Raw genomic sequence first — 23,562 nt, 5'->3', positions numbered from 1 at the left:
CATTACGAAAGGAATACCCATTGGTGCCTCTTGTGGGGGATAAACACGTCACCATACAAGAAAGAGCTAACCCGCAAAGGTTAGCTCTTTCTTGTATGGAAGTTTAAAAACCTTGAATCGTCATCCCACCGTCTACAAAAATGGTTTGGCCCGTAACATAATTCGAGGCATCAGAGGAAAGGAAAACAGCAGGGCCTACTAGTTCTTCCAATTCGCCGATTCTTTTTAAGGGGGTTACGGCCAAAATATCATTTACATATTCTTTGTTTTGCAATAGCTCTTTCGTTAAGGGCGTTTTAAAATACCAGGGTCCGATACTATTCACATTAATATTGTATTTTCCCCATTCTAAGGCTAAAACTTTCGTCATTTGAATCATGGCAGCTTTCGTTGAAGCGTACACAACCCCCGTTCGTAAAGCTACATGCCCGGCTACAGAAGCTATGTTAATTATTTTACCCTGATTCTTCTCCTTCATATGTTTACCTGCTTCCTGACTCATCATAAAAGCAGATTTCAAATTTGTATCCAAGATCGTTCCCCATTCTTCATCCGTAACCTCCAGGGCGCTGGAACGGATATTCATGCCTGCATTATTAATTAAAATATCAATGGAACGTTTTTGATTTTCTATGTAAGCAATCGCTTTTTGAATTTCCTCCCGTGATGTCACATCTGTCGGGATTATATAAGCCCTTCTTCCCAGCTTTTCAATTTCACTGGCCGTTTCTTCTAAATCGCCCCTCGTCCTTGACAGAAGAACAACATCGGCTCCTGATTCTGCTAAACCTATACTGAGAGCTCGTCCAATTCCACGCCCGGCACCAGTGACAACAGCAAGCTTATCTTTTAATGAAAATGAAGGTAAATACATCTTCACACCACCCTACCCATTATTTGAATCTTCTATATATTAACACAGTCACTTTGACTGCTAAAGGTTTACGGTTCGGTTTAATAAGTTTTCTTTTTTTCCTCCTGGTTCTGGACATGAATCTGGATTTTCGAATCTACGTGAAGTTGACATTGAGGACAAACCGTTTTCTCTGAAAAGATCTGACAGCAATGCTTACAATAAAATTTTTCCACGAAATATCCTCCCCCTCTTTATTATCATTCCTATACTCTATGCATATCGCTCCGACAAATGAACCGGTTGAAAGACCTATTATGTAACTGATTTCACATTTATTTCACAATATTTCTCGTAACCTGTGACATTTATCACAGATTCATAAGGGTTTACACCTTTATGATAGTGATAACGAAATCAATCATCCAATGAATGGAAGGAATGAGATATATGGTGAAACCGGAATTACACCAAAAAACCGAGGTTAAGGTCGAAGAGTCTACTTCACTAAAAGGAACTTTCACATCGGTTCTGTTCTTAGGTGGTTTTCTAGTCCTTACTTGGCTGGGAGTATTCTTACTATTTATCAATCGTTTTTAATTCTGAAGGAGTGGTTAACATGCACATGCATCGCTATGAAAAATGGTGGTTAACATTAGGAACAGGGTCTCTTATCTTATTTTTAATTATTTTAGGAATCAGTGCTTTTCATCAAGGACATCAACCTCCAAGCGCGAAAGCATACGTCAATCCCGAGCGAGTGGATAAAACCTCGCCGTTTAACGAACCTGGTTTGAAGAAGGTAGAAGGAAAGGCTTGGGATTACGAGTTAGTGTTTGTGGCATCTGCATTTCTCTACACACCCGGGGAAATTGAAATACCAAAAGGATCTACACTTAAAATCATCGCCACAACAAAAGATGTTGTTCACGGATTTGAAGTGGCAGGAACAAACATTAATATGATGCTTGAACCTGGATTTGTAAGTGAGTATACAACAACCCTTGACAAAACAGGGGAATTTCTCGTCGTTTGTAATGAATATTGTGGGGTAGGTCACCACACAATGAAATCTATGATCAAGGTGGTGGACTAAAATGAACCGATTTGTTCAAATTGAGAAAAAAGATGCTACTTTGGCGATGGCACATATTTATGTTGGCTTTATCGCATTGGCGCTAGGTGGATTGGCTGGATTATTACAAGTGTTAGTAAGATCAGGAAAATTCATATTACCTGCAGGGATAGGTTATTACCAGGTCTTAACGGTTCACGGCGTATTATTGGGATTGGTTTTAACCACTTTCTTTATCCTTGGATTCCAGCACGCTGCCATTTCCCGAACATCCGGCACCTATTCCGGGAAATCCCGCTTGTTTGGATGGTTAGGATTCTGGGTCATGCTTATCGGCACAATCATGGCCGCTGTTATGATTCTATTAAATGAAGCAACTGTACTGTATACTTTCTATGCCCCCCTGCAGGCACACTGGATATTTTACTTAGGATTGACCTTCGTCGTAGTTGGAAGCTGGTTAGGCGGGACCGGCATGATCATCAAATATATAAGCTGGCGGAAAGAAAACCCTGGACTGCCAAGCCCTCTCTTAACATTCATGGCCATCATCAATACCGTCTTATGGATTGTCGCAACCATTGGGGTGGCAGGAACGGTTTTATTCCAGCTCCTTCCTTGGTCTCTTGGCCTTGTTGATCGAGTAGATGTGCTTGTAAGTAGAACATTATTCTGGTATTTCGGTCATCCCCTAGTATATTTTTGGCTGCTGCCCGCCTATATGGCGTGGTATGTCATTATTCCAAAAATCATTGGCGGAAAAATATTTTCAGATTCGTTAGCCAGACTTTCTTTTATATTGTTCCTCCTATTTTCTATCCCGGTTGGTTTTCATCACCAATTAGTGGAACCGGGGATTGACGCATATTGGAAGTTTTTACAGGTTGTTCTTACCTTTATGGTTGTCATACCTTCCTTGATGACTGCATTTTCTCTGTTCGCTACTTTTGAAATGTACGGCAGATCCAAAGGGGCTACCGGATTGTTTGGATGGTTTAAGAAGTTACCATGGGGAGATGCCCGCTTTACCGTACCATTTATTGGAATGGTAGCCTTTATCCCAGCGGGAGCTGGGGGATTAATCAATGCCTCAAACCAGATGAACCAGGTCGTTCATAATACCATTTGGGTTACCGGTCATTTTCACTTAACTTTGGCAACTTCTGTTGTATTAACGTTTTTCGGTATTGCCTATTGGCTCGTCCCTCATTTAACAGGACGCGTCTTAACGAAAGCAATGAACAAACTGGCAATTGTGCAAGCCATTGTTTGGTCTATAGGAATGGGCATCATGTCAGGTGCCATGCATGCCGTCGGCTTACTAGGCGCACCAAGACGATCTTCTTTTTCAACTTATGGGGATGCACCGCAAGCCCTTGCTTGGATTCCGTATCAAGTCGCACAAGCCATTGGGGGAACCATTCTCTTTATCGGGATCATATTGGTTCTATATATCTTTATCAACCTAGCATTCTTCGCACCTAAAGGAGAAGAAGAATTCCCGGTGGGTGAAAAAGCTGAAGCAGCTGAGAGAACTCCGATGGCTCTTGAAAATTGGAGGATTTGGTTAACTATCCTAGCAGCTCTCATTCTTATCGCCTACACCGTTCCATTCATCGACATGATTCAAAATGCACCTCCTGCATCCAAGGGCTATCGTCTGTGGTAAAAAGAAAAGCGCAGGCGGCTTGATCAGGCCCGACAAGCATAAAAAGAGGCTGCTTCACAGAAGCAGCCTCTTTTCTATTTCTCTTTAATTGGAACAAACAACTCTAATTTCCGTTTATCTTCCGTTTCGTTGATTTCCCTATCCTGGGATAGATACTTCTCGACACTCAGTCTGGAGTAATCTTTTTCAAACCCATTTTCTTTAATCCAGTTAAAGATGGCGAAGTAAGCTTGCTCAACTTCCGTTGAAAGGCCTTCATAAAGAGCGTGGGCATACTCACCGGCAGGGAGTGACAGCTCCACTAATCCCGGTGGAAGCTTTTCCACACGATCAACCTCTACGGTACAGTAATACGTAAAATCAGTCGCTCTGTCATGGAAAGGTGCGTATATGCATTCATCTCCATTGATGTGGTGGATGGATGGGATCATCTGTTGAAACTTAGTGAATAGTCTCGGAATCTCAGAACCTCTTCCATATGGGCCTGTCCAGCCTATTCCAACAAGCAATTTATCCTCTAGCGATGCAACATTAATTTCCATGATTTTGCCTCCAGTGTTTAATTCAAGGAATACACCTTTGAATACTTCTCCGTTAAATACTCGGCCAAGTATTGGGCATTAAGCCCTTCTCCGGTAACCTCCCTGATGATTTCAAGCGGTTTCTTCATCTTGCCCCACTGATGGACGTTCGTCGTCATCCATTCTCTGATGGGAGCAAGATCCCCCTTTTCCAACAGCTCTTCATAATGTGGAAGATCGTGTAACATGGCACGTTTAAACTGTGCCGCGTACATATATCCTAATGCATATGACGGAAAGTAACCGAAGCTTCCACCTGCCCAATGAACATCCTGGAGGACACCTTCACCATTATGGGAAGGACGGACACCTAAATACTCTTCATATTTCTGATTCCAGATTTCAGGAAGATCCTTCACTTCCATCTCATCATTGAATAACCCTTTTTCAATTTCATAACGGATGATGATATGTAGAGCATACGTTAATTCATCGGCTTCGATCCGTATTAATGAAGGCTTCGATTCATTGATCGCCCGATAGAAATCGTCCAGTTCAACAGCATCAAACTGGCCCATCGAGTATTCCTTCAGTAATGAATAATTCTTCTTCCAGAAAGAATGATCCCTACCTACGAAATTTTCATAAAACAGTGATTGTGATTCATGGATTCCCATGGACGTGCCCGTACATAGCGGTGTGCCCATCAGCTTTTTTGAAATGTTTTGCTCATAAAGAGCATGTCCGCCTTCATGGATCGTTCCGAACACAGCTGTTCTCCAATCCTTCTCGTCATATTTAGTTGTTACCCTTACGTCACCAGGGTTTAAACCAATCGCAAACGGATGGACCGTTTCATCAAGTCTTCCTGAGTTGAAATCATATCCCATTTGTTCAAGTATCTTTAAACTGAATTCCTTTTGCTTGGCCTTTGGAAAGTGTTCAAAAAGGAAATCGGTTTTCGGCTTATTTTCCGAATCGGAAATTTTATGTACCAGTGGGACTATTTGATCCCGTAGATCACCAAATACTTTATCTAACACTTCTACCGTTACACCTGGTTCATACATATCCAGTAACGTATTATACTTATTATCCTCGTAGCCCCAATAATCAATAAAACGTTTCGTGAATGCCACCAGTTTTTCTAGATAAGGCTGAAACATGGTGAAATCCGCTTTTTCTTTTGCCTCTTCCCAGACACCTTCTGCTTTCGACTGTAACACTACATACTCCCTGTATTCAGAGGCAGGAATTTTTTTATTCCGATCATACTCTTTTTGACACTCTTCCAATAATTTTTGTGTCGTCTCATCCAACTGGTCCAATACTGGAGTGAGTTTTGCTAAGTAAGCTGCCATTTCATTGGAAGTGGACATTTCAAACAGCTCAGATGAAAGCATCCCGATGACTTCTGACCGTTGTTCTGCACCATTCTTTGGAGCGCCGGTCCGTAAGTCCCAGAACATCAAACCAAGTGCTTCGTTGTAGGCCGACATTTTTTTAACATAATCATGAAATTGATCTTTTGTCTCTAGTATTGATTCTTTCATTTTTTAAAAGCCCCCTTTTTAACATTCAATCTATTTTATCATATTTTTCTGGCAACTTGGGTTCGGAAAGATTGATGGGAGAGGGAATTATCATTGAAGAAAAGTAATCATGGGCCTTTTTATTGTTAAGTTTCAACTGTATTTTACGACTTTTCCAGGTTTATTATCGACTTTTAAGATATATTATCGACTTTGAGCCATTTATTATCGACTTTTAAGTTATATTATCGACTTTGAGCCATTTATTATCGACTTTTATAATATATTATCGAATTTGATTCATTTATTATCGATCACGAAAGTAAGTTCTCACGCCCAGAAGATCCATAAAAAAAACCGCCCATTAAGGCGGTTCCAACTTTACTTGGCTATGCGTTCAATACTTCAATCCCAACGGGTAAAACGGATTCTACCAATTCTTTATGTGAAGTTTCTGCATCATTCATCAGAACATGGATGCTCCCCTTGTCTTCACTCGTCCGAATCAGACGTCCGACTCCTTGTCTCAAGCGAAGGATCATGTAAGGAATATCCACTTCTTCCACAGAGTGAGTGGCATGCTTGCGTTTCGCATCAAAGACAGGGTCCTTTGGAGGGAATGGAAGTGAGTAGATAATGACCTGTGAAAGGGACTCCCCTGGCACGTCCAAGCCTTCCCATAAGTGATAAGAACACAGGACAGTTGACGTTTCCTGCTGGAACTGCTCTACTGTATCACTGATTTCTCTGTCACCTTCATAGATCACATTCCATGCTTGATCAGCCTGTTGCACCTGATACGACCTAAAGGCATTCATTTCATCCTTGGAGGTGAAAAGAATCAACGATTTCCCTTGATTACTCTTCAGTTTGTCCAATACATACTGATTTTTAGAATGTACTCCGGAATTCAGTGAAGGAAGATACGCTTTCATCATGTCCTCGTAATCATATGGGGATTCCACTGAAAATTTTTCATATTTCTCAATCCCCAGTGATTGAGAAACATAAGAGAAGTCTCCTTTATAGGAAAGGGTTGCCGAAGAAAAAATAAATGGGATATTTTGAGAAAAAACCTGTTCTCTAAGAATCTCCTCGACTAATCTCGGCATCACCACAAAGGTGTGCTCTTCCTCGGATGTTTCCAACCAGTAGATTCCCTTTTCATCGTCTAAAAACAGTTTCAACGAATACTGGATCTGCTCCAGGTATTCTTCCACTACCTTTAAAAGATAATCATCCATAACGTACATTTCAGATTCAAAAACGAGTTCATTCAACAGGTTCTCTATTTTCTCCGTTAGAGCCCTTCCTTGCTGTAATATGGCTTCTGACCGAATGATGTATTGTCTATCGGAGCCTGACTCCCCTTTGGATTCCTTCTCTAGTAGCCCGAACCACTTTTCATTGTCGAGCATGATATCTTCAATGATATAAAGGGTCTCCTCCCTCATATCTGAAGATGACAGCTTCTCCAATAGTCCTTCAAGTGTCTCCATCCTCATCCGATAAGTCATCGCTTTTTGAGAAGCAAATTCCAATAAGTGACCTTCGTCAAATACTACAGAGCTTGCTTCCGGCAAAAGTGGCAGCTGCCCTTCCCGTTTACGGGAGTCTTTCGTCCAAATATGTTCCATATAAAAATCATGGGAACAGATGATCAAGTCTGCTGCACTTCGGTAATGTTCGCGATGAAGGGTAAGGCCGCATCGATGACGGTAGGCACATGACATACAATCCTGAAGAGAATCCCAGCCTACACTATTCCATTCATCGTCAGATAGATGAGCATATTCTCTTCTATCTCCATAATGACTGAAGCTTTTCATGGAAGAGTTTTCGTGGACAAAACCAGGTAATTCCTCCCACATGTCCTGGAAATCTTCGTTCAGAGGAAGGTTTTCTTCTAGTTTCTTTATACATAGATATTGCTCTCTGGACTTTGCCAATCGAACATCTATATCAAGGTCCAGTGCCATCTCAAGCTTCTGGATGTCCCCTTCTTTTTTTACAATCTGCTCAATGAGTGTTTCATCCGCACACGCAATGATTGCCGGCTTACCTGTATATCTGGCATACGACAACGCATATAAGAGATATACAAGGGTTTTCCCCGTACCCACACCTGCTTCTGCAAACATAACTTGTTTGTTTTTATAGGCTTGATTAAGCTGAAAGGCCATAAATACCTGTTCATCCCGTAAATCAAATCCTTTTTCAGGCAATAAATCATAAAACACGTCACCGATCCAGTCGGATAATGCTTCATAAAAGGATTGCTCTTTGGTTAATTCAAATGGTAATTTTCTTCTCATGAGGACCTCCTGCGTTACACAATATTTCTAATTTACTAGAATTCTTTCGAAATGAAAAGATAAAAACGTAATTTATTCATGGCTCTTAAGATGAGCCTTTAATTTAAAGTTTTCCGATGCCCTTAACAAAAGAAAAGGGACGCTCCATATCAAGGGTAGATCTACCACTTGTATGGATGTCCCTAATCTCCTTTAGAATACACTCAGTCGTATATTCTCTTTTTTCTTAACAATTCATATTGAAAAGCCTGATCCAGGTTTTTCGCCGCTTCGTGTAAGTCTGGTTGAATGGCTGTTCCTTCTTCACCTGAAGTGGAAGAAATAGAGCTTTGTAATGCCTGATAGATTTTGTGATAATCGATGAAAGAATGGTCCATCCTCTTTCACTCCTCTAAAAATGATAGAACTATTATACGCAGGAATTGAAGAGGATATTCTGACCTTCTTTAACTTTTTTTCGGACTTAAAATGGTTACCCTTTTCTCGGAGGACGCGGGCCAAAGTATTGGTAGTAATCCGTTCGAATAAATCCGTTGAACAATTTACGTTTTTTGGTGGCTTGCTTCCCATAAAATTGTTCAAAATTTTCATGGGACGTCATCATATATACCGACCAGGTTTCCAATTTTTCAAAGGCTTTGCCCATTTCTTGATACATTTTCTCAACCTCTTTACGTTCACCTAGACGTTCACCGTAAGGAGGATTTCCGACAATGATGCCATACTCCAAATCTGAAGTGAAGTCTCGTACTTGCATTTGCTTAAATTTCACTAAATCCCCAAGACCTGCCTCCATTGCATTCTCTTTCGATACTTCTATCATCCGGTGATCGATATCGGTTCCCAATATTTCAAGAGGCTGGTCGTAGTCAGCCAAATCTTCAGCTTCCTGACGCGTTTTTTCCCATACGTCCTCAGGCATCATCGGCCATCTCTCGGACAAAAACTCTCGGTTAAATCCAGGTGCAATGTTTTGCCCGATCAATGCCGCTTCGATTGGAATGGTACCTGACCCGCAGAATGGGTCCACAAAAGGACGATCAGGATTCCAGGTCGTTAGTTGAATCAGTGCTGCAGCCAGCGTTTCTTTTAAAGGAGCTTCACCTTGTCCAATTCGATATCCCCTTTTGTGAAGACCTTGTCCACTAGTATCGAGGGTGATGCTTGCCACATCTTTATGGATCGCCACCTCAATTTTAAACAAGGGGCCCGTTTCCTCAAGCCAAGATGTACGTTTGTATGCCGTACGTAAACGTTCAACGATTGCCTTTTTTACGATCGCTTGGCAATCAGGTACACTGTATAGCTTGGATTTAACTGATTTGCCCTGTACCGGGAATTCTGCATCGACAGGAAGGAAATTCTCCCACGGCAGTTTCTTTGTATTTTCAAATAATTCATCAAAGGAGTACGCTTTAAAGTCTCCAACAAGTATCTTGATTCTGTCAGCAGTTCTTAGCCACATATTGGCTCTTGCGATAGCCGTTTCGTCACCTTTGAAGATGACTTTCCCGTTCTCCACCTGACAATCGTAGCCCAGGTCCTTCACTTCTTTTGCGACAATCGCTTCCAAGCCCATTGCTGCCGTCGCTATTAATGTATATGTATTCATATTGTCACCTCGTTATTAAGTATCTCTATTTAATAGTATTGTCTTGTTTCCCATAAAATAAAAAGGACTGATACAAAAGAGCAGTGTATTACCTGCATGTATCAGTCACTTGCATTATTTAAGCCATATTGCTCTTATCCCGTAACAGTGTTCTGTAAGCCATGTTTTGTTCCGTTGTACTACAAGCGACTTTTCGTCTCGTACTCGGGTGGTAATCATCTATCTACAAAGGAAGTTCCTTTGTCCCTCTCTTCGTTCAATTCCTCCGAGAGGATTCCCCTACCTAATTTTGGGTTTCTCGCTCGTGGGGTTTACCTCGTTCCACTCCTGCCATTTCTAACAGGACTTCGTCACTGTGGCACTTTCAAGGTAGTCACACCATATCCAAAAGGACTTAGGTGATTTCCCTGCCGTCAACTCAATACTTGAGCTGCCCTAGCTTATGAATTGGCTAGGCACGAACACTACGTGCATCTCAGCACCGTGCGAGCATGGACTTTCCTCTACAACATTAAGTTGCAGCGATTACCCAAACACCATTAAGGATCAGCAATAACTAATTATACTGTAGTTTCCCTAAGAATTCAACTGGAAATATTAGTCGTATAATTTGTTGCCAAATACATGTTTTTCTAAATTAGACAAGCGCTTGAGAATATCGAAATTCGTTGTGCCTGTCTGTTGAGCAGGAGCAGCGGACCGTTGCTTACTGGCTCCCTCTACTTGCTTCTTCAATCGCAGGTTTTCTTGTTGAAGATCTTCTATTTCTTGATGAAAGGTTTCATAATCTTTAATAATCAAATCTAAAAATTTATCTACGTCTTCTTGCTTGTATCCCCTCATACCACTTTTAAATTCTTTTTCAAGGATATCCTTAGCCGTTAATTTCACTTTATCTGAGATCATTATTTTCACCTCTATATTTATCACTATCATTTTTTCAAATAACCATCATTTTGTCAATTGTAATTGTTATTGGGGGTTATAAATTTCCGAATGGTCAATGAGTGATAAAGCCCCCTCTACTCATTCTTCCATTGCTCTTCTTCGACGACCCATTGCAGATCATGGAAGGTAATCGCCCTTATTTCAAAAGTTGGATCGGACTCTTTCTTCTTCTTCGCTTCTTGATAGAAGTATTTAGGAGAGCCTTCTTTTTCTTCATCGTACAGTATCACTAACGTTTGGCTTTTTTGCAAGAATAATTGATTTTTGTTTCGAAACTGCTGAGGGCTCTTATAGGGTTCTTTCGAAATAGATTCGATAAAATCCGCTTGAGAAAGGATGAGTTCATAGTATTCCTTATTCTGGTCGTTCCAGTTTTCCTCTTGAGAGATAAAAGGAGTCAGTATAGCCAGTTTAAGATCTGGATAATCTTCTTGAAGTTCAAACACCACTTCTGCCCCCCAAAGTTCTACGCCAAGCTGCCCACTAATGAGCACCCATTCTAATTCTTCATCCAAAAGAGATACTAATTCTTTCTTTAGAGCTTGTTTTATGTAGTAAATCGCTTTGTCATCCTGCTTGAAAATTCCTAACTCAAAGGATTTATACCCGGTTATGCATGCAACATTACTCAAATGCAAAACTCCTTTAGTAAACTTTCAGGGCAAACACGTCTATTTAAAGATTAGTATACCCTAATCCTTTACACTCTATTGTAACATATTTTACGAATTGCGACGTCATCAATCCTTATATCATATAATATTTACAATCATAAAGAAGAGATGACCCTAATAAGCCTTAGTCACTTTAGCAGAGTAACACGGCGTGTCACTCTGCATTTGAAACTAATCTCTTAGAGGCATCCCTCTGTTATCTTAACTCTGAATATTATCGTCCCATACCATACGGTCCGAATGGTGGTCTTGGACGAGGTCCGAATCCCGGTCCACCTGGGCCACCTGGTCCAAATCCTGGGCCCCCTGGTCCAAATCCTGGTCCAGCTGGTCCTCCTGGTCCTCCCGGTCCACCGCCACAATTAAAATGTTGGTGTGAAACACTGTCTACTTGTGATTGTGTTTGCGGGAAATAATGTTTATGTTGATACATAACATTATTTACATTTGTCGTGTGAGTAGGGTGAATGTGCGGCACCTCAAAGGTATTGCATGTATGTTTCACACAACATTTCGTCGGGTGCATGACTGCAGGAAGTACTTGATTAGGTCTTGGTCTTTTATACATAGAAACGCTCTCCTTTCATCTCTTAGTTGTTACACTAATAGCCTATGAAAGGGAGAGGGTACATGTACTAATGAAAATACCTATTTTTAGGAAAACAAATCGTAATCTTACATAAAGCTATATAAAGTTTCCGGATAATTGGTAAACACAAAAGCCGTTAAACCAATGACGACAAAGAACAAAATTAAGATTGCCCGGTTCATTTTCATCATCCCATCTAAATATTAAATATTTTCAACACAATTAACTATTTTACAACTTCTTTTGAAAATTCTCAATATAAAAATAAGGAGATTGGACCATTTTTTTAGCATTTTTTAAAAGTTCTAGTGTCATCGGGAAGGAAGGTCTGCTTTCTTATTTATTTTTCTAGTTAAACGACTCATTCGATGGTGAAGTTTCCCCATATAGATTTCGTGTTGTTTCCTATTCCGGTCTTTGGTTTCATGCATCAAAGATTCTAGCTGCTCACATCTTTTCAACGCAAGATTTAGATTCTTTGTTTTGTGTTCATACACTTTAGCCAACTCCAGTAATACGACTTTTCTAATGGAAATAGGGGCTTCTTTCCACATTTTTTCCCATAACTCAACCGCCCTACTCTCTTCTTTCTCTTTTTTGTATTGAAGAGCGAGGTGGTGCATTGCTTCATAATTCGGTCGATCATTCTCATTTATTATCTCTTGGTAACGTTCTTTAGCAATCTCTCTGTTTCCCGTGTATTCAAGCCACCTCCCGACTTCAAACCGCTCATGACCTGTTGATTGCTTATGGACATTCAATAATTGAAAAGTCAAATGGGTATAGAGAGTGATCAATGACAATATATCCAGCTCATTATGGGTCATAACCTTAAAAATACCCTCTGGATCTTTACGTTCTATATAATCGAAATAAATCATAGGAGCTAAAAACCCCGGAACATCATCCACTCTATTAAACCCAAGAATCTTACGCTCGACGTTGATCAACTTAACGGATTCCAGCTTGTGCTTAAATAATCTTCTGGATCCATGGTAAAGATCAAAATGCCCAAATGCAGGTAATTTGGGAACATGGTCTTTAATGAGTGTATGCCTTGTCTTTACTTGAGGCCAATCGAACGCTTTTCCGTTATACGTCACAAGGGTGTTATAATCCACATTACTTAAAAAGCTGTGATAAAGAGGTATTTCACTTCCCGGCTGTGGCAAAAAGTGCTGGGTCACAATCACTTCTGTTTCTGTCACTTTCCCATGCCCTAATAAAAAGATCGTATTTCCAACTCCTCCACCTAAACCGGTCGTTTCCGTATCGAAGAAAAACATTTCTTCATGATTAAGCCCCTTGGAAGATAAGGGATGCTCCCCGGTAAAATCTTGCCAAGCATCCACCGCTTTAATAAAATCCTTAAATTTGTAATCCCCATGCTGGTGATCGATTGAATATCGTTTCTCCCTGACCAGACAAAAATCACCGTCTATATAGTACGCAGTCGAACCATTTTGTTTCCATAAATCAATAAATGGGAAGTCCGTGGATTCTTGCTCTATCAAGGAAAGCTGAACTTTGTTCTCTTCAGCATCTTCTTCTCTAATAATATGTTTCTTCATTCTTGATAATTTATTTTTAAGAGACAATTCGTTCCCTCCCTCTCTTATTGAAGGAAAAGATGAAGAAGCTTTAATGCATCCAATTTGGCAGTGTCCAGTGAATGATCCGTTCCAATACACGAAGGACAGCCTGTCTGACAGGGACATCTCTCAATCATGTCAGATGTCTCCAGGAGGATTCTCTCCATCTGTTCATACACCTTCTCACTTAAGCCGATCCCCCCGGGGTAACGATCGTAAATAAATATCGTAGGCTGTTCATTGTGTGCAGCCTTTATTTGAGGGACAACGAAAATATCGCTCGGATCGCACATAACAAATAATGGAATAATTGATTTCAAGCTTTGAGCTGCCCCGATAAGGCCTTCTTCCAGACGCTCCTGACTAAATGAAGCATCATCTTTTAATGAAATCCAGCTGGAACTCGTATGCAGCTCCTCTTCAGGCAAATGGATAGGCCCCGATCCGATATTTTCGTGCGTATCAAATTTGATTTTCTTGAAAATCGTTGCCATTGCCTGAACAGTCACGTCCCCATATGCTACGTCATACATTTCCGACATTCGAGTCTTGTCAGTTTCCAGTACTCTCAATTGTACAGCGAGATTGGCATCGGTGAAATAATCCACATCAACTTCCCTTACATACGCTTTCTTTTCATCCCAATCAAGTTCTTCTACTTGGAATTGAACCCCTTGATGTAAATAAATCGCTTCATCATGCAATAAGGTCATGGCTGAGAAACGATCCATCTCCCCTATTACTTTAACGGCGGAGATATCGGTTTGATCAATAATGATGACATTTTCCTGGGAAGCTGAGCGAAGGCTAATGTTATGAGCAGGAAATACATCATTCATCCAATACCATTTTTCACCATTCTTATGTACCACCCGCTCCTCTACTAAAAATTCTAAAATATCATCAATCTCGTGCTTACCAAATTGTTCACCTTCTTTAAAGGGGAGCTCATAGGCAGCACACTTAATATGATCAATAAGAATAATCAAATTATCCGGATTGATTCTCGCGGTTTCAGGCGTTTGCTCGAAGAAGTAATCAGGATGTTCAATAATGAACTGATCTAAGGGGCTTGAGCTTGCCACCATGATCACCAACGATTCCCCATGTCTTCTCCCAGCTCTACCCGCTTGCTGCCAAGCACTTGCGATCGTTCCTGGATAGCCGGTCATGATGCATACTTGTAATTGACCGATATCGACCCCTAATTCAAGAGCATTCGTACTAACAACTCCGTAGATTTCACCAGATCGTAGGCCTTTTTCAATCTCCCGGCGTTGAGTCGGGAGATATCCTCCCCGGTACCCTCTGATTGATTTCGCTCCTAATTGACTCTTAACCAACTCTTGTAAGTATGTAAGTATAATTTCGACTCTCACCCTGCTTCTAGCGAATATGATGGTTTGCACTTTATTCTTCAAAAGCTCACCAGCAATTCTCCTTACCTCAAGAGTCGCACTCCTGCGTATATTCAACGGTTTATTTACAATGGGAGGGTTATAGAATACGAAATGCTTTTTGGCACTGGGTGCACCGTTATTATCAATCAAATTCATTTTTGTACCGGTTAAGTTTTCTGCCAGCTCTTTAGGATTTGCAATCGTTGCAGAAGTACAGATGAAAATGGGGGAAGCTCCATAAAACTCGCAAATTCGTCTTAATCTCCTGATCACATTGCTTACATGTGAACCAAAAACCCCTCTATATATATGAAGTTCATCAATAATGACGTATTTAAGATTCTCAAAAAGAGAAACCCACTTTGTATGATGAGGAAGAATTGCTGAGTGGAGCATATCGGGATTCGTTATGACAATATGCCCTGCTTTCCTTACTTTCTGACGTATATTAGCAGAGGTATCCCCGTCATATGTATAGCTATTTATAGAAGCTTCTGCCTCTGAAATGATTTCATTCAACTCAGATTTTTGATCTTGTGCCAGTGCTTTTGTAGGAAAGATATATAACGCTCGTGCATCCGGGTTATCCATAATCGTTTGTAATACAGGAAGATTATAACAAAGTGTCTTCCCCGATGCTGTAGGAGTGACCGCGGTGAAGCTCTTTCCTTCCATTGCCAGCTGAAAAGCGGAATGCTGATGGGTATAAAGATTTTCAATTCCTCTTTTTTGCAGCGCTTTTTTTATTTTTTCATTTATCTCATACGGCAGATCGACCAATTGCGCTGGTTTTTCATCTATGGTATGCCAGTGAACAATCTGCTTATTAAAATCATCGTCTTTTTTAAAATGTTCGATCAACTGTTGAAGGTTGTTTTTCTTGAACACAGGTACCACCTCCTCCATTCATTTTACCGAATCTATGTTCGAAACTAAAGTAAAAAAACCACGATTCTTTTACCATAGTTATCCAATTTGAAAATGAAGGATTGTAAGGTGGATGAACTTAGAGACTTCTTTTCCATTTTACAGATGAGTTTATAATGCGATATAGGATAAATGCACATATTCAGCAGGTATTCATACATTAGTATGAATACGTTTGCCTGAAAGGAGTATACCCATGTCGAACGACAAAAAAGGTTTTGGTGACCTGATGCATTCCATGAACGAATTTTTTCATGAAAGACCTATGAAAGGAATGCTTCAAAGCATTGACGAGTTTTTCACATCATCTTCTAACCCCTTTGGTTCTTTTCCAGTCGAATTAACCGAAACAGACAATTACTATATCGTGACTGCTCAACTACCAGGTATTAAGAAAGAGCAGATTCAGCTTGATGTGTTCCCTCAGTTCATTACAATTTCTGTAACCAATAAGGAAGAATTCTCCGAGGAAAATGATCAAAATCAAATGATCAGAAGGAAGCAATCCTTGAAAAAGAGCAGCAGGACCATTCCATTTCCAAGGGGTGTAAATGAAAAGAATGTGAAAGCTTCTCATCAAGACGGACTACTTACAGTGAAAGTGAGCAAGGAATCCGGAAAACGAATACCAATAGAATAAAGGCCCTATTACATTTGAAGAAGGAGCTGCCAAATTGGCAGCTCCTTTTAGTGATCCTAAAGTTTAAATATTCCACCTAAGCCTTTTACCAAAGAGGAAACTTGATTGATAGCCCCCATCATTTGTCCTGTTGTATTCATCATTTTATTAAAATCAAGTGATCCGTCCTGTGATTTGAATGAATTCATGATTGAACTTACTCCTCCAGAAGGAGGTTTAGCCATGAATGAGGCTTTCGGATATGGATTCGCAAATGCCTGCTGTTCCATTGCTTTCATTTGATACGGATTGTATTCTTTCTGCTGAAGAGGATTTTCAAAATATGGATTCATTTGCTGGTGATTCATCTGCTGATATTGGTTCATTTGAAACGCCGATCCAGGATATTGGGCTTCTGGCTGTTGATAATAACCGGGTTGGAAAGGTCCATAATTTGGAGGTCTCATCCCTTGAACTTGATAGTTCACCGGTCCCATATTCGTTGGCTGTGAATGATAAAAAGGATAGTAGTTACGCATCTGTCTCTGATTAGGTAAAGAATTCATACTTAGCCCCCTTACTTTATAATGGTTACTATACAGTATGTTTTACCTGGAATAATGGTGAAAGAACCCATAAAGATATTTCGACAAACACAAGAAGAATGTCGGAAGTTACACTATTCTTACAACTTAAAGAAAGGGTTTTCTATGATAGGATAAAAGTAGATGCTTCGCATGAAATATAAGTATTGGGAGGAATTAAGATGAACCTGAGTGAACTGCTGAAGAGATACGAAAGTAGTAAACATTATCAAGCAACAGATCAACAAGAACTTCTTACAATGGCCAAAAAACTTTATATTTCTAATGAGATTTCTTTGCACCACTATAAAGAGCTGGCGAAGCAAATTAATACAATAGAAGAAAAAGCACTTTCCACCCCATAATAAAGAGGCTGCCGATCGGCAGCCTCTTATTTTTCATTCAATTCATCCAATTGAGTTTGCAATACATATGAGACAGATTGATTATGACTGATGAACCGGTTGTAACTGGACTCTGGAAAGAAACAGTGAATCGACAGCATTTCGATATTATCGAACGTGTTTATAATTTGAGGGAAATGCAGGTGTTTTGGCCTTTGTTCCTTGATCCAATCCAAGGACAATTCTTTCCAAGCATCATTCACCGCTTTTACTTTATCAGCAAAAGGTTTTACTTCGGTGTAAAAGTCTCCTTTTTCACCTGACTCGCGTCTGCTTTTATATTCTTTCATCATCTGCTCAACAAGGATGATCAATTCCCCCGTTACTTCCTTCAAATGCTTCAAATAAAGCCCTCCGTAATAGATATAGACAAAATAAAAAGTAGCACAAGGCTACTTTCTTATAAAATCAGTTTAAGACGTCTTATAGGATAATTCAAGTTTTTGTAAGGCAAAGGACTTTTCTCTATTTTTCATAAGAGCGGTTTTTAATTCCACTTTTCTCTCCACTGAGCTCAATTTACTGTCGATTTTCTGTATCTGGTCCGTTAACGAATTCATTCCTTCTTGCTCTTCAACTGAGATTCGATCGTGCAGACTTTGTTCCAATTGATTTAAACTTTCTTCAATTTCAGCTAATTTCAACATAATATCTTGTTTTGGAAGCATTGTGAATCCTCCCGCCTTTTTTTGGATTAATAGTGTAATTCTCTCTTAATGATCCGTTCCCTTCCCCCCTGACAAAACTAGAAGCGTTTCGGCAAAGAAAGTGTTAAAAGGACATTCCGTTAATTATGTTTCGACACTCCCTGAATAAAAGCAGAGGAAACGAGAAAATAATATAGGTGGAGGTGTTACTCAATGAAAAATCAGAAAAACAAACAAAACAAACAGCAAACTACAAACTCAGCCCAAACAAAAGCCTCAAAAGGCAACCCTAAACTAGAAGGCGAAAACCGTCCCGCGACATAAAAAGCGGAGGCGGCTCGTTCAGACCCGACAAGCATAAGGCGAACCCCCCGGAAAGGCGTTCTTTGCCTTTTTGGGTGGTTTGACTTATGACCTCGAGGGTCTAGCCGCCGGAGCTGGCCTAATAAAAAGCGGAGGCGGCTCGTTCAGACCCGACAAGCATAAGGCAAGAACACCGGAAAGGCGCTCTTTGCCTTTTTGGTGTTCTTGACTTATGACCTCGAGGGTCTAGCCGCCGGAGCTGGCCTAATAAAAAAGCGGAGGCGGCTCGTTCAGACCCGACAAGCATAAGGCGAACCCCCCGGAAAGGCGTTCTTTGCCTTTTTGGGTGGTTTGACTTATGACCTCGAGGGTCTAGCCGCCGGAGCTGGCCTAATAAAAAGCGGAGGCGGCTCGTTCAGACCCGACAAGCATAAGGCAAGAACACCGGAAAGGCGCTCTTTGCCTTTTTGGTGTTCTTGACTTATGACCTCGAGGGTCTAGCCGCCGGAGCTGGCCTAATAAAAAAGCGGAGGCGGCTCGTTCAGACCCGACAAGCATAAGGCGAACCCCCCGGAAAGGCGTTCTTTGCCTTTTTGGGTGGTTTGACTTATGACCTCGAGGGTCTAGCCGCCGGAGCTGGCCTAATAAAAAAGCGGAGGCGGCTCGTTCGGACCCGACAACATGAAAAGAAGAGACCGACGCTATTTTAAAGCGTTGGTCTCTTCTTCTTTCCCCTCCACTTACCAATCTTTGTGAATACACCTTTTATGTTTGCCACTTTCTCAAGCTGCCTTTGCTTACGAAAATACCATTGCGATAATTCGATTTTATCGGGAAGTTTTAGCTCTTGATACCATTCCTTATCAATATCTTTTTGAATCGACCAGTCCATATGGGTCCTCCAATGGTGTGGAATATATACATAAGCCTGATGGAGCATTGGCGTATTCGTTTTGGGCGCACTTTTGCAAAACTGTTCGTAGTCCTTTCTAGATCCTGAATGCTCTACTTGTAAAGCGAAATTCAAAAAGGAAGAATGGTAATCAGGTTGAAATAAAATCTTAAATAATCGATTTCCTAACTGGATTCTGTTTTCGATCTTTCTGAAGCCATGGACACTCGCACCTAAAAGCTCTCCCTCTAATGTAGGAAATAGTACGGAGCTGAAATGCAGATGATCTTCTATGAAAAATAGAGATGAGCCAAACACCCTCTTCTTATAAACCTCATGGTCAATGACTGGTTCTTGAATGAGGTGCTGCTCATTAATAATTAGTGAATGCACCAATCTGTGGTCGTCTCTCTCCTCCCAGTAACGATTCCACTCTTCTTCCATGAAGCTTGAAATATGAAATTCTTTAGACAAATGAAACATTTTCTTCTTATATCTCGTCGAATAATGATAAAGAAGGAGCTGGGGAAAGGCATCCTGAAAAATACTCCAGTTCGCTCTTTCGTACGTCATAAATAGAGCATCGCGAGTCGCGGGATGTAAAAGGCGCGGAAAGATATCACCCTTTAAGTCCGTCATATTCCATCCGGCATTCCTTGAGACCATCGAAGCCAGAAAAGACCATTTTATTTCCGGATGAAGAAGGAAAAATTTTTGATAAGCCATCGTTCTTGATATATTATCTTGATTGTGCAGATACACTAAATGGTTGATTTCATGAATCCACTCATTTGTACGTTTAGGTTCAGGTATATAGGGTAAAAAGCGATAAGTATTGCTGGATTTTTTCATCCTTTTTATTCCCCTTTCTCCACTAGTCCTAGAATAAGGAGATTTGTAAACAATTATTCACACAAATTGGAGTGGTTTCTGTTATGATATAGATTAGTCTGCGAGGTGAATTACCATGAAATTCCATTATCCTAATGGAAAGAAATATGTGGAAGCGACATTACCCTCAAAAAAAACAAAGGCCAAACCGAAACAACTATCTTATAGCAACAGAGGTATGACACTTGAAGAAGACATTAATGAAACGAATCAATATTATTTAACGTTTCATAAAGCAGTCATTCACAAAAAACCAACACCAGTCCAAATAGTGGATGTTCACTATCCTTCAAGAAGTGCTGCCGTCATTAAGGAAGCTTACTTTAAACAGCCGTCAACGACGGACTATAATGGTGTGTATAAAGGAAGATATGTCGATTTTGAAGCAAAAGAAACAAAAAACAAAACGTCTTTTCCACTTCAAAACTTTCACGAGCATCAAATCAAACATATGGAAAGCGTCCATAATCAAGACGGCATTACCTTTGTACTAGTAAGGTTTTCGTCTTCGGAAGAAGTATTCCTGCTCCCCTATAAAGCTCTAAGGTTTTACTGGGATCGTATGATAAATGGCGGAAGAAAATCAATCAAGCGAGAAGAACTAGAAGATAAAGGAGTGCCTATTCCTTTGGGACTTCACCCAAGAGTGGATTATTTAAAAATAGTTCATCAGTTATATTTTTAGTTTATAAAAAATGAGTTAATCTATAATTTATCTCAATATCAGTAGTATATTTTAAATCTTAGACAATACTAAAAACACAGAAGATTGAAAGTGAGGAAACAATATGGCTGGACAATATAAGTCAAGGGAAGAAAAACGCCTGGCCCAACAAAAGTCAAAATCGACAAAGAGCAAGAAAAAGGGCTCTTTGGTTAAGCGCGTCATTATATCATTATTTATCATCGGTATTATCGGGATGCTTGCTGGCGCTGGATTATTTGCTTATTATGCATCCAGTGCCCCTAAGCTTGATGAAAAATTATTAAAGGATCCGATTGCATCTGAAATTTATGATATGAACGGAGACTTAATCACCACAGTTGGAAAAGAGAAACGGGAGTACGCAAACTTCGATGACATCCCTCAGGTGATGCAAGATGCGGTACTTGCTACAGAAGACAATCGATTCTATAAACATAACGGAATCGACTTGATTCGTTTAGGGGGCGCCGTCATTGCCAATGTAACAGGTGGTTTCGGTTCAGAAGGTGCTTCGACAATTACCCAGCAAGTAATCAAGGGATCTTTTTTAAGCCCTGAGAAAACGTTAAAAAGAAAAGCTCAAGAAGCATGGCTGGCTCTTAAGCTTGAGCAGGAATATACAAAAGAAGAAATCTTTGAGATGTATTTCAATAAGGTGTATATGTCCGCTGGAATTAACGGTATGGCTACCGCTGCAGACTACTATTACGGTAAAGACATTAAAGACATTGAGCTTCATGAAGCGGCCCTGATTGCCGGACTGCCTCAAAGCCCGAACAATTACAACCCTTTTAAATACCCTGAAAAAGCGGAAAAGCGACGAAATATCGTTCTATCTTTAATGGAGCAGCACGGTAAAATCAATGAAGAAGAGAAAAAGAAAGCACAAGCGGTTCCAATCACTGAAGGATTGGTTTCAGCTGAAGAAGTTGAAAAGAAAAACGGAAACAAATATCCCGCCTTTGTGGATGCTGTTATTGATGAAGTACAGAAAATGGGTGACTACAACCTATTCTCAGACGGTTTAAAGGTCTATACAACTGTTGACCCGGATGCTCAAAAACGTCTGGAAGAAATTTTAGCAGGTGAAAATACCAGCTTCAGTTATCCGGAGAATCCTGAAGAGCCAATGCAGGCCGGGGTAACCCTTATGGATACGAAAACTGGAGAAATCAGGGCGATTGGCGGCGGCAGAGAACAGGATCCAAACGTTCAGCGTGGATTTAACTTTGCGATCGATACAAAACGTCAGCCCGGGTCTACGATCAAGCCATTAATAGACTATGCACCTGCAATCGAACATTTAAAATGGTCGACGTATCATATTTTAAAAGATGAGCCTTATAAATATTCTGATGGAACAGAACTCAATAACTATGATGGTCAATTTAAGGGACCTATCACGATACGTGAGGGCCTCTGGGATTCTCGAAATATTACTGCCCTAAAAGCCTTTCAGGAAGTCGGTCCAGAGAAAGCAGAGGAATTTGTCAATGGTCTCGGATTAAAATTCGATCACTATTATGAATCTGCTTCAATCGGTGGTGTGTCTCCCGGGGTAAACTCCGTCCAAATGGCAGGTGCCTATGCCGCCTTTGGTAATGAAGGAATTTACAACAAGCCCCATACAGTTACAAAAGTGGTATTACGCGATGGTGAAACAGAGATTGAAAATGATAACAAACCAAAACCTGCAATGAAAGAATACACAGCTTATATGATTTCTGATATGCTGCAGAGCGTTATTGATCATCCTAGAGGAACAGGGCTTTATGCCAAGGTGCCAGGTTTACCGATGGCAGGGAAATCAGGTACGACGAACTATTCTCAAGAGGAACGCGAGAAATACGGAATTGCTAAGACAGACGCACCTGATTCATGGTTTGTTGGCTATACGACAAACTATACAGCGGCTGTTTGGACGGGGTATAAGACTCGCTCCATACCACTATCACCTAGGGATAGAAGAGTATCACAATACATCGTCAGTGACTTGATGAGCTATGTTCACGATGGAGTTGACACACCTGACTTTAAAAAGCCAGACAGCGTCGTTGAATCCAAAGTTGAACTAGGAAGCAATCCGGCAAGACTACCAAGTGAATACACGCCGGATGACCGGATAATCACGGAGCTCTTCGTCCGTGGAACGGAACCTTCCAAGGTTTCACAGGAATTCGACAAGATTGATTCTCCTTCAAATCTGAAAGGTAAATACAATAAGAAAGATCAAACCATTACTCTTGCGTGGGATTATGGTAAAGAAAAGGACGTTCAGTTTGAAGTGGCGGTTTCAATAAATGGTGAAGCGAAACAAGTATTAACAACAACTGATAAGAAGGGATTAAATGTTGAAAACATTCAATCCCAAGGAACTTTCACCTTTGAGGTTGTAGCAATTTCAGGAGATCAGCGCAGTAACCCTGCAACGGTTAATGTTGATGTTAAGGCTACTGATGGTGAAGATGAAGAAAACCAGGATGAAAACAATGATGAAAATCAAGACAACAATGGAAATGGTAACGGTCAAGGAAATGGGAATGGTCAAGGAAATGGAAATGGAGAAGATTCAGGTGGTGGTGAAGATACTGGTGGAGGTGAAGACACTGGTGACGACGAAGGCACTACTCCTCCACCTGAAGGAGATGGGACCGGTGATGGAGGTACAGATGACGGCACTGGAGATGGCACCGGAACCGGAGATGGGACTGGAGACGGCACTGGTGACGGCTCAGGTACTGGAGATGGCGCCACGAATGGTGCACCTGCCACCCAATCAGAATCCAGAAGAGATCAAGAATAAAGTAAA

22 protein-coding genes and 1 other RNA gene are annotated in these 23,562 nt (G+C 40.7%); 7 read left to right on the top strand and 16 right to left on the bottom strand.

Annotated features, from left to right (window positions below; genetic code table 11):
* Window positions 1–103: 103 nt before the first annotated feature.
* Entirely contained in the window at window positions 104–874 is a 771-nt protein-coding gene (locus tag TV75_RS00430; protein WP_044336414.1) for an SDR family NAD(P)-dependent oxidoreductase, read from the bottom strand.
* 429 nt (window positions 875–1,303) lie between these two features.
* Between TV75_RS00430 and TV75_RS22035 the strand changes: the two genes are divergently transcribed.
* From TV75_RS22035 to TV75_RS00415, 3 genes are read left to right on the top strand one after another with little or no spacing between them, the layout of a single operon-like run.
* On the top strand, window positions 1,304–1,453 hold the full coding sequence (locus TV75_RS22035; RefSeq protein WP_044336413.1) for a hypothetical protein: 150 nt from the start codon (window positions 1,304–1,306) through the stop codon (window positions 1,451–1,453).
* A 19-nt stretch (window positions 1,454–1,472) separates the two neighbouring features.
* Complete coding sequence (locus tag TV75_RS00420; protein ID WP_044336411.1) at window positions 1,473–1,949, top strand: cytochrome c oxidase subunit II; 477 nt, start codon at window positions 1,473–1,475, stop codon at window positions 1,947–1,949.
* 1 nt (window position 1,950) lies between these two features.
* Complete coding sequence (locus tag TV75_RS00415; RefSeq protein WP_044336409.1) at window positions 1,951–3,597, top strand: b(o/a)3-type cytochrome-c oxidase subunit 1; 1,647 nt, start codon at window positions 1,951–1,953, stop codon at window positions 3,595–3,597.
* A gap of 74 nt (window positions 3,598–3,671) precedes the next feature.
* Here TV75_RS00415 and TV75_RS00410 read toward each other — a convergent pair whose 3' ends face one another.
* From TV75_RS00410 to TV75_RS00370, 11 genes are all read right to left on the bottom strand, one after another.
* Window positions 3,672–4,139 (bottom strand): GyrI-like domain-containing protein, encoded by a 468-nt coding sequence (locus TV75_RS00410; RefSeq protein WP_044336407.1) that lies wholly within the window; start codon window positions 4,137–4,139, stop codon window positions 3,672–3,674.
* 17 nt (window positions 4,140–4,156) lie between these two features.
* The gene (locus TV75_RS00405; protein ID WP_044336406.1) at window positions 4,157–5,671 is read right to left on the bottom strand and encodes a carboxypeptidase M32; all 1,515 of its coding nucleotides are present in this window, start codon (window positions 5,669–5,671) and stop codon (window positions 4,157–4,159) included.
* A 368-nt stretch (window positions 5,672–6,039) separates the two neighbouring features.
* On the bottom strand, window positions 6,040–7,965 hold the full coding sequence (locus TV75_RS00400; RefSeq protein WP_044336404.1) for an ATP-dependent DNA helicase: 1,926 nt from the start codon (window positions 7,963–7,965) through the stop codon (window positions 6,040–6,042).
* Window positions 7,966–8,168: 203 nt separating this feature from the next.
* A complete protein-coding gene (locus TV75_RS21695) occupies window positions 8,169–8,342 on the bottom strand; it encodes a hypothetical protein (protein ID WP_156142289.1) in 174 nt (57 codons plus the stop codon).
* Window positions 8,343–8,437: 95 nt separating this feature from the next.
* Window positions 8,438–9,577 carry a THUMP domain-containing class I SAM-dependent RNA methyltransferase gene (locus TV75_RS00395; RefSeq protein WP_044336403.1) on the bottom strand — a complete coding sequence of 380 codons (1,140 nt, stop codon included), beginning with the start codon at window positions 9,575–9,577 and terminating at the stop codon, window positions 8,438–8,440.
* Window positions 9,578–9,727: 150 nt separating this feature from the next.
* Window positions 9,728–10,114, bottom strand: an RNA gene (gene rnpB / locus TV75_RS21290) — RNase P RNA component class B.
* A gap of 60 nt (window positions 10,115–10,174) precedes the next feature.
* A complete protein-coding gene (gene gpsB / locus TV75_RS00390; RefSeq protein WP_044336402.1) occupies window positions 10,175–10,483 on the bottom strand; it encodes a cell division regulator GpsB in 309 nt (102 codons plus the stop codon).
* A gap of 116 nt (window positions 10,484–10,599) precedes the next feature.
* Entirely contained in the window at window positions 10,600–11,157 is a 558-nt protein-coding gene (locus TV75_RS00385; protein WP_044336401.1) for a DUF1273 domain-containing protein, read from the bottom strand.
* A gap of 256 nt (window positions 11,158–11,413) precedes the next feature.
* Window positions 11,414–11,767 carry a CotD family spore coat protein gene (locus tag TV75_RS00380; protein WP_044336400.1) on the bottom strand — a complete coding sequence of 118 codons (354 nt, stop codon included), beginning with the start codon at window positions 11,765–11,767 and terminating at the stop codon, window positions 11,414–11,416.
* 332 nt (window positions 11,768–12,099) lie between these two features.
* Window positions 12,100–13,386, bottom strand: a complete 1,287-nt coding sequence (locus tag TV75_RS00375) for a ribonuclease H-like domain-containing protein (RefSeq protein ID WP_044336399.1) — start codon at window positions 13,384–13,386, stop codon at window positions 12,100–12,102.
* A 17-nt stretch (window positions 13,387–13,403) separates the two neighbouring features.
* Window positions 13,404–15,641, bottom strand: a complete 2,238-nt coding sequence (locus tag TV75_RS00370; protein ID WP_437176699.1) for a DEAD/DEAH box helicase — start codon at window positions 15,639–15,641, stop codon at window positions 13,404–13,406.
* A gap of 262 nt (window positions 15,642–15,903) precedes the next feature.
* Here TV75_RS00370 and TV75_RS00365 point away from each other — a divergent pair, with 262 nt between their 5' ends.
* Entirely contained in the window at window positions 15,904–16,347 is a 444-nt protein-coding gene (locus tag TV75_RS00365) for an Hsp20/alpha crystallin family protein (RefSeq protein ID WP_044336397.1), read from the top strand.
* A gap of 56 nt (window positions 16,348–16,403) precedes the next feature.
* On the opposite strand, the gene TV75_RS00360 is transcribed toward TV75_RS00365, so the two are convergent.
* Window positions 16,404–16,892: a YppG family protein gene (locus TV75_RS00360; protein WP_052504373.1), complete on the bottom strand. Its 489-nt coding sequence runs from the start codon at window positions 16,890–16,892 to the stop codon at window positions 16,404–16,406.
* A 200-nt stretch (window positions 16,893–17,092) separates the two neighbouring features.
* On the opposite strand from TV75_RS00360, the gene yppF reads away from it, so the two are divergent.
* Window positions 17,093–17,275 carry a YppF family protein gene (gene yppF / locus TV75_RS00355; protein ID WP_044336396.1) on the top strand — a complete coding sequence of 61 codons (183 nt, stop codon included), beginning with the start codon at window positions 17,093–17,095 and terminating at the stop codon, window positions 17,273–17,275.
* Window positions 17,276–17,301: 26 nt separating this feature from the next.
* Here the strand turns inward: yppF and TV75_RS00350 are convergent, their stop codons facing one another.
* The 3 genes from TV75_RS00350 to TV75_RS00340 form a co-directional block, all read right to left on the bottom strand.
* Window positions 17,302–17,658, bottom strand: coding sequence for a YppE family protein (locus tag TV75_RS00350; protein WP_082051083.1), 357 nt, complete (start codon window positions 17,656–17,658; stop codon window positions 17,302–17,304).
* A 69-nt stretch (window positions 17,659–17,727) separates the two neighbouring features.
* Window positions 17,728–17,982 (bottom strand): hypothetical protein, encoded by a 255-nt coding sequence (locus TV75_RS00345; RefSeq protein WP_044336395.1) that lies wholly within the window; start codon window positions 17,980–17,982, stop codon window positions 17,728–17,730.
* A 988-nt stretch (window positions 17,983–18,970) separates the two neighbouring features.
* Complete coding sequence (locus tag TV75_RS00340; protein WP_052504372.1) at window positions 18,971–20,008, bottom strand: DUF2515 family protein; 1,038 nt, start codon at window positions 20,006–20,008, stop codon at window positions 18,971–18,973.
* Window positions 20,009–20,123: 115 nt separating this feature from the next.
* On the opposite strand from TV75_RS00340, the gene recU reads away from it, so the two are divergent.
* Window positions 20,124–20,732 carry a Holliday junction resolvase RecU gene (gene recU, locus TV75_RS00335; RefSeq protein ID WP_044336394.1) on the top strand — a complete coding sequence of 203 codons (609 nt, stop codon included), beginning with the start codon at window positions 20,124–20,126 and terminating at the stop codon, window positions 20,730–20,732.
* A gap of 103 nt (window positions 20,733–20,835) precedes the next feature.
* The gene (locus TV75_RS00330; RefSeq protein WP_044336393.1) at window positions 20,836–23,556 is read left to right on the top strand and encodes a transglycosylase domain-containing protein; all 2,721 of its coding nucleotides are present in this window, start codon (window positions 20,836–20,838) and stop codon (window positions 23,554–23,556) included.
* Window positions 23,557–23,562: the final 6 nt, after the last annotated feature.

The organism is Rossellomorea aquimaris, from assembly GCF_000935355.1.
In the GTDB taxonomy this organism is placed as follows: Bacteria; Bacillota; Bacilli; order Bacillales; family Bacillaceae_B; genus Rossellomorea; species Rossellomorea aquimaris_B.
Note: the sequence above shows the minus strand (reverse complement) of the source record. Positions and strands in the feature narration are given on the sequence as shown.

Coding starts and splice junctions, on each gene's coding strand:
- recU (WP_044336394.1), top strand. CDS start 20,124: ATGAAATTCCATTATCCTAATGGAAAGAAATATGTGGAAGCGACATTA.
- TV75_RS00415 (WP_044336409.1), top strand. CDS start 1,951: ATGAACCGATTTGTTCAAATTGAGAAAAAAGATGCTACTTTGGCGATG.
- TV75_RS00380 (WP_044336400.1), bottom strand. CDS start 11,767: ATGTATAAAAGACCAAGACCTAATCAAGTACTTCCTGCAGTCATGCAC.
- TV75_RS22035 (WP_044336413.1), top strand. CDS start 1,304: ATGGTGAAACCGGAATTACACCAAAAAACCGAGGTTAAGGTCGAAGAG.
- TV75_RS00430 (WP_044336414.1), bottom strand. CDS start 874: ATGTATTTACCTTCATTTTCATTAAAAGATAAGCTTGCTGTTGTCACT.
- TV75_RS00400 (WP_044336404.1), bottom strand. CDS start 7,965: ATGAGAAGAAAATTACCATTTGAATTAACCAAAGAGCAATCCTTTTAT.
- TV75_RS00395 (WP_044336403.1), bottom strand. CDS start 9,577: ATGAATACATATACATTAATAGCGACGGCAGCAATGGGCTTGGAAGCG.
- TV75_RS21695 (WP_156142289.1), bottom strand. CDS start 8,342: ATGGACCATTCTTTCATCGATTATCACAAAATCTATCAGGCATTACAA.
- TV75_RS00330 (WP_044336393.1), top strand. CDS start 20,836: ATGGCTGGACAATATAAGTCAAGGGAAGAAAAACGCCTGGCCCAACAA.
- TV75_RS00345 (WP_044336395.1), bottom strand. CDS start 17,982: ATGCTTCCAAAACAAGATATTATGTTGAAATTAGCTGAAATTGAAGAA.
- yppF (WP_044336396.1), top strand. CDS start 17,093: ATGAACCTGAGTGAACTGCTGAAGAGATACGAAAGTAGTAAACATTAT.
- TV75_RS00405 (WP_044336406.1), bottom strand. CDS start 5,671: ATGAAAGAATCAATACTAGAGACAAAAGATCAATTTCATGATTATGTT.
- gpsB (WP_044336402.1), bottom strand. CDS start 10,483: ATGATCTCAGATAAAGTGAAATTAACGGCTAAGGATATCCTTGAAAAA.
- TV75_RS00340 (WP_052504372.1), bottom strand. CDS start 20,008: ATGAAAAAATCCAGCAATACTTATCGCTTTTTACCCTATATACCTGAA.
- TV75_RS00420 (WP_044336411.1), top strand. CDS start 1,473: ATGCACATGCATCGCTATGAAAAATGGTGGTTAACATTAGGAACAGGG.
- TV75_RS00365 (WP_044336397.1), top strand. CDS start 15,904: ATGTCGAACGACAAAAAAGGTTTTGGTGACCTGATGCATTCCATGAAC.
- TV75_RS00360 (WP_052504373.1), bottom strand. CDS start 16,892: ATGAATTCTTTACCTAATCAGAGACAGATGCGTAACTACTATCCTTTT.
- TV75_RS00410 (WP_044336407.1), bottom strand. CDS start 4,139: ATGGAAATTAATGTTGCATCGCTAGAGGATAAATTGCTTGTTGGAATA.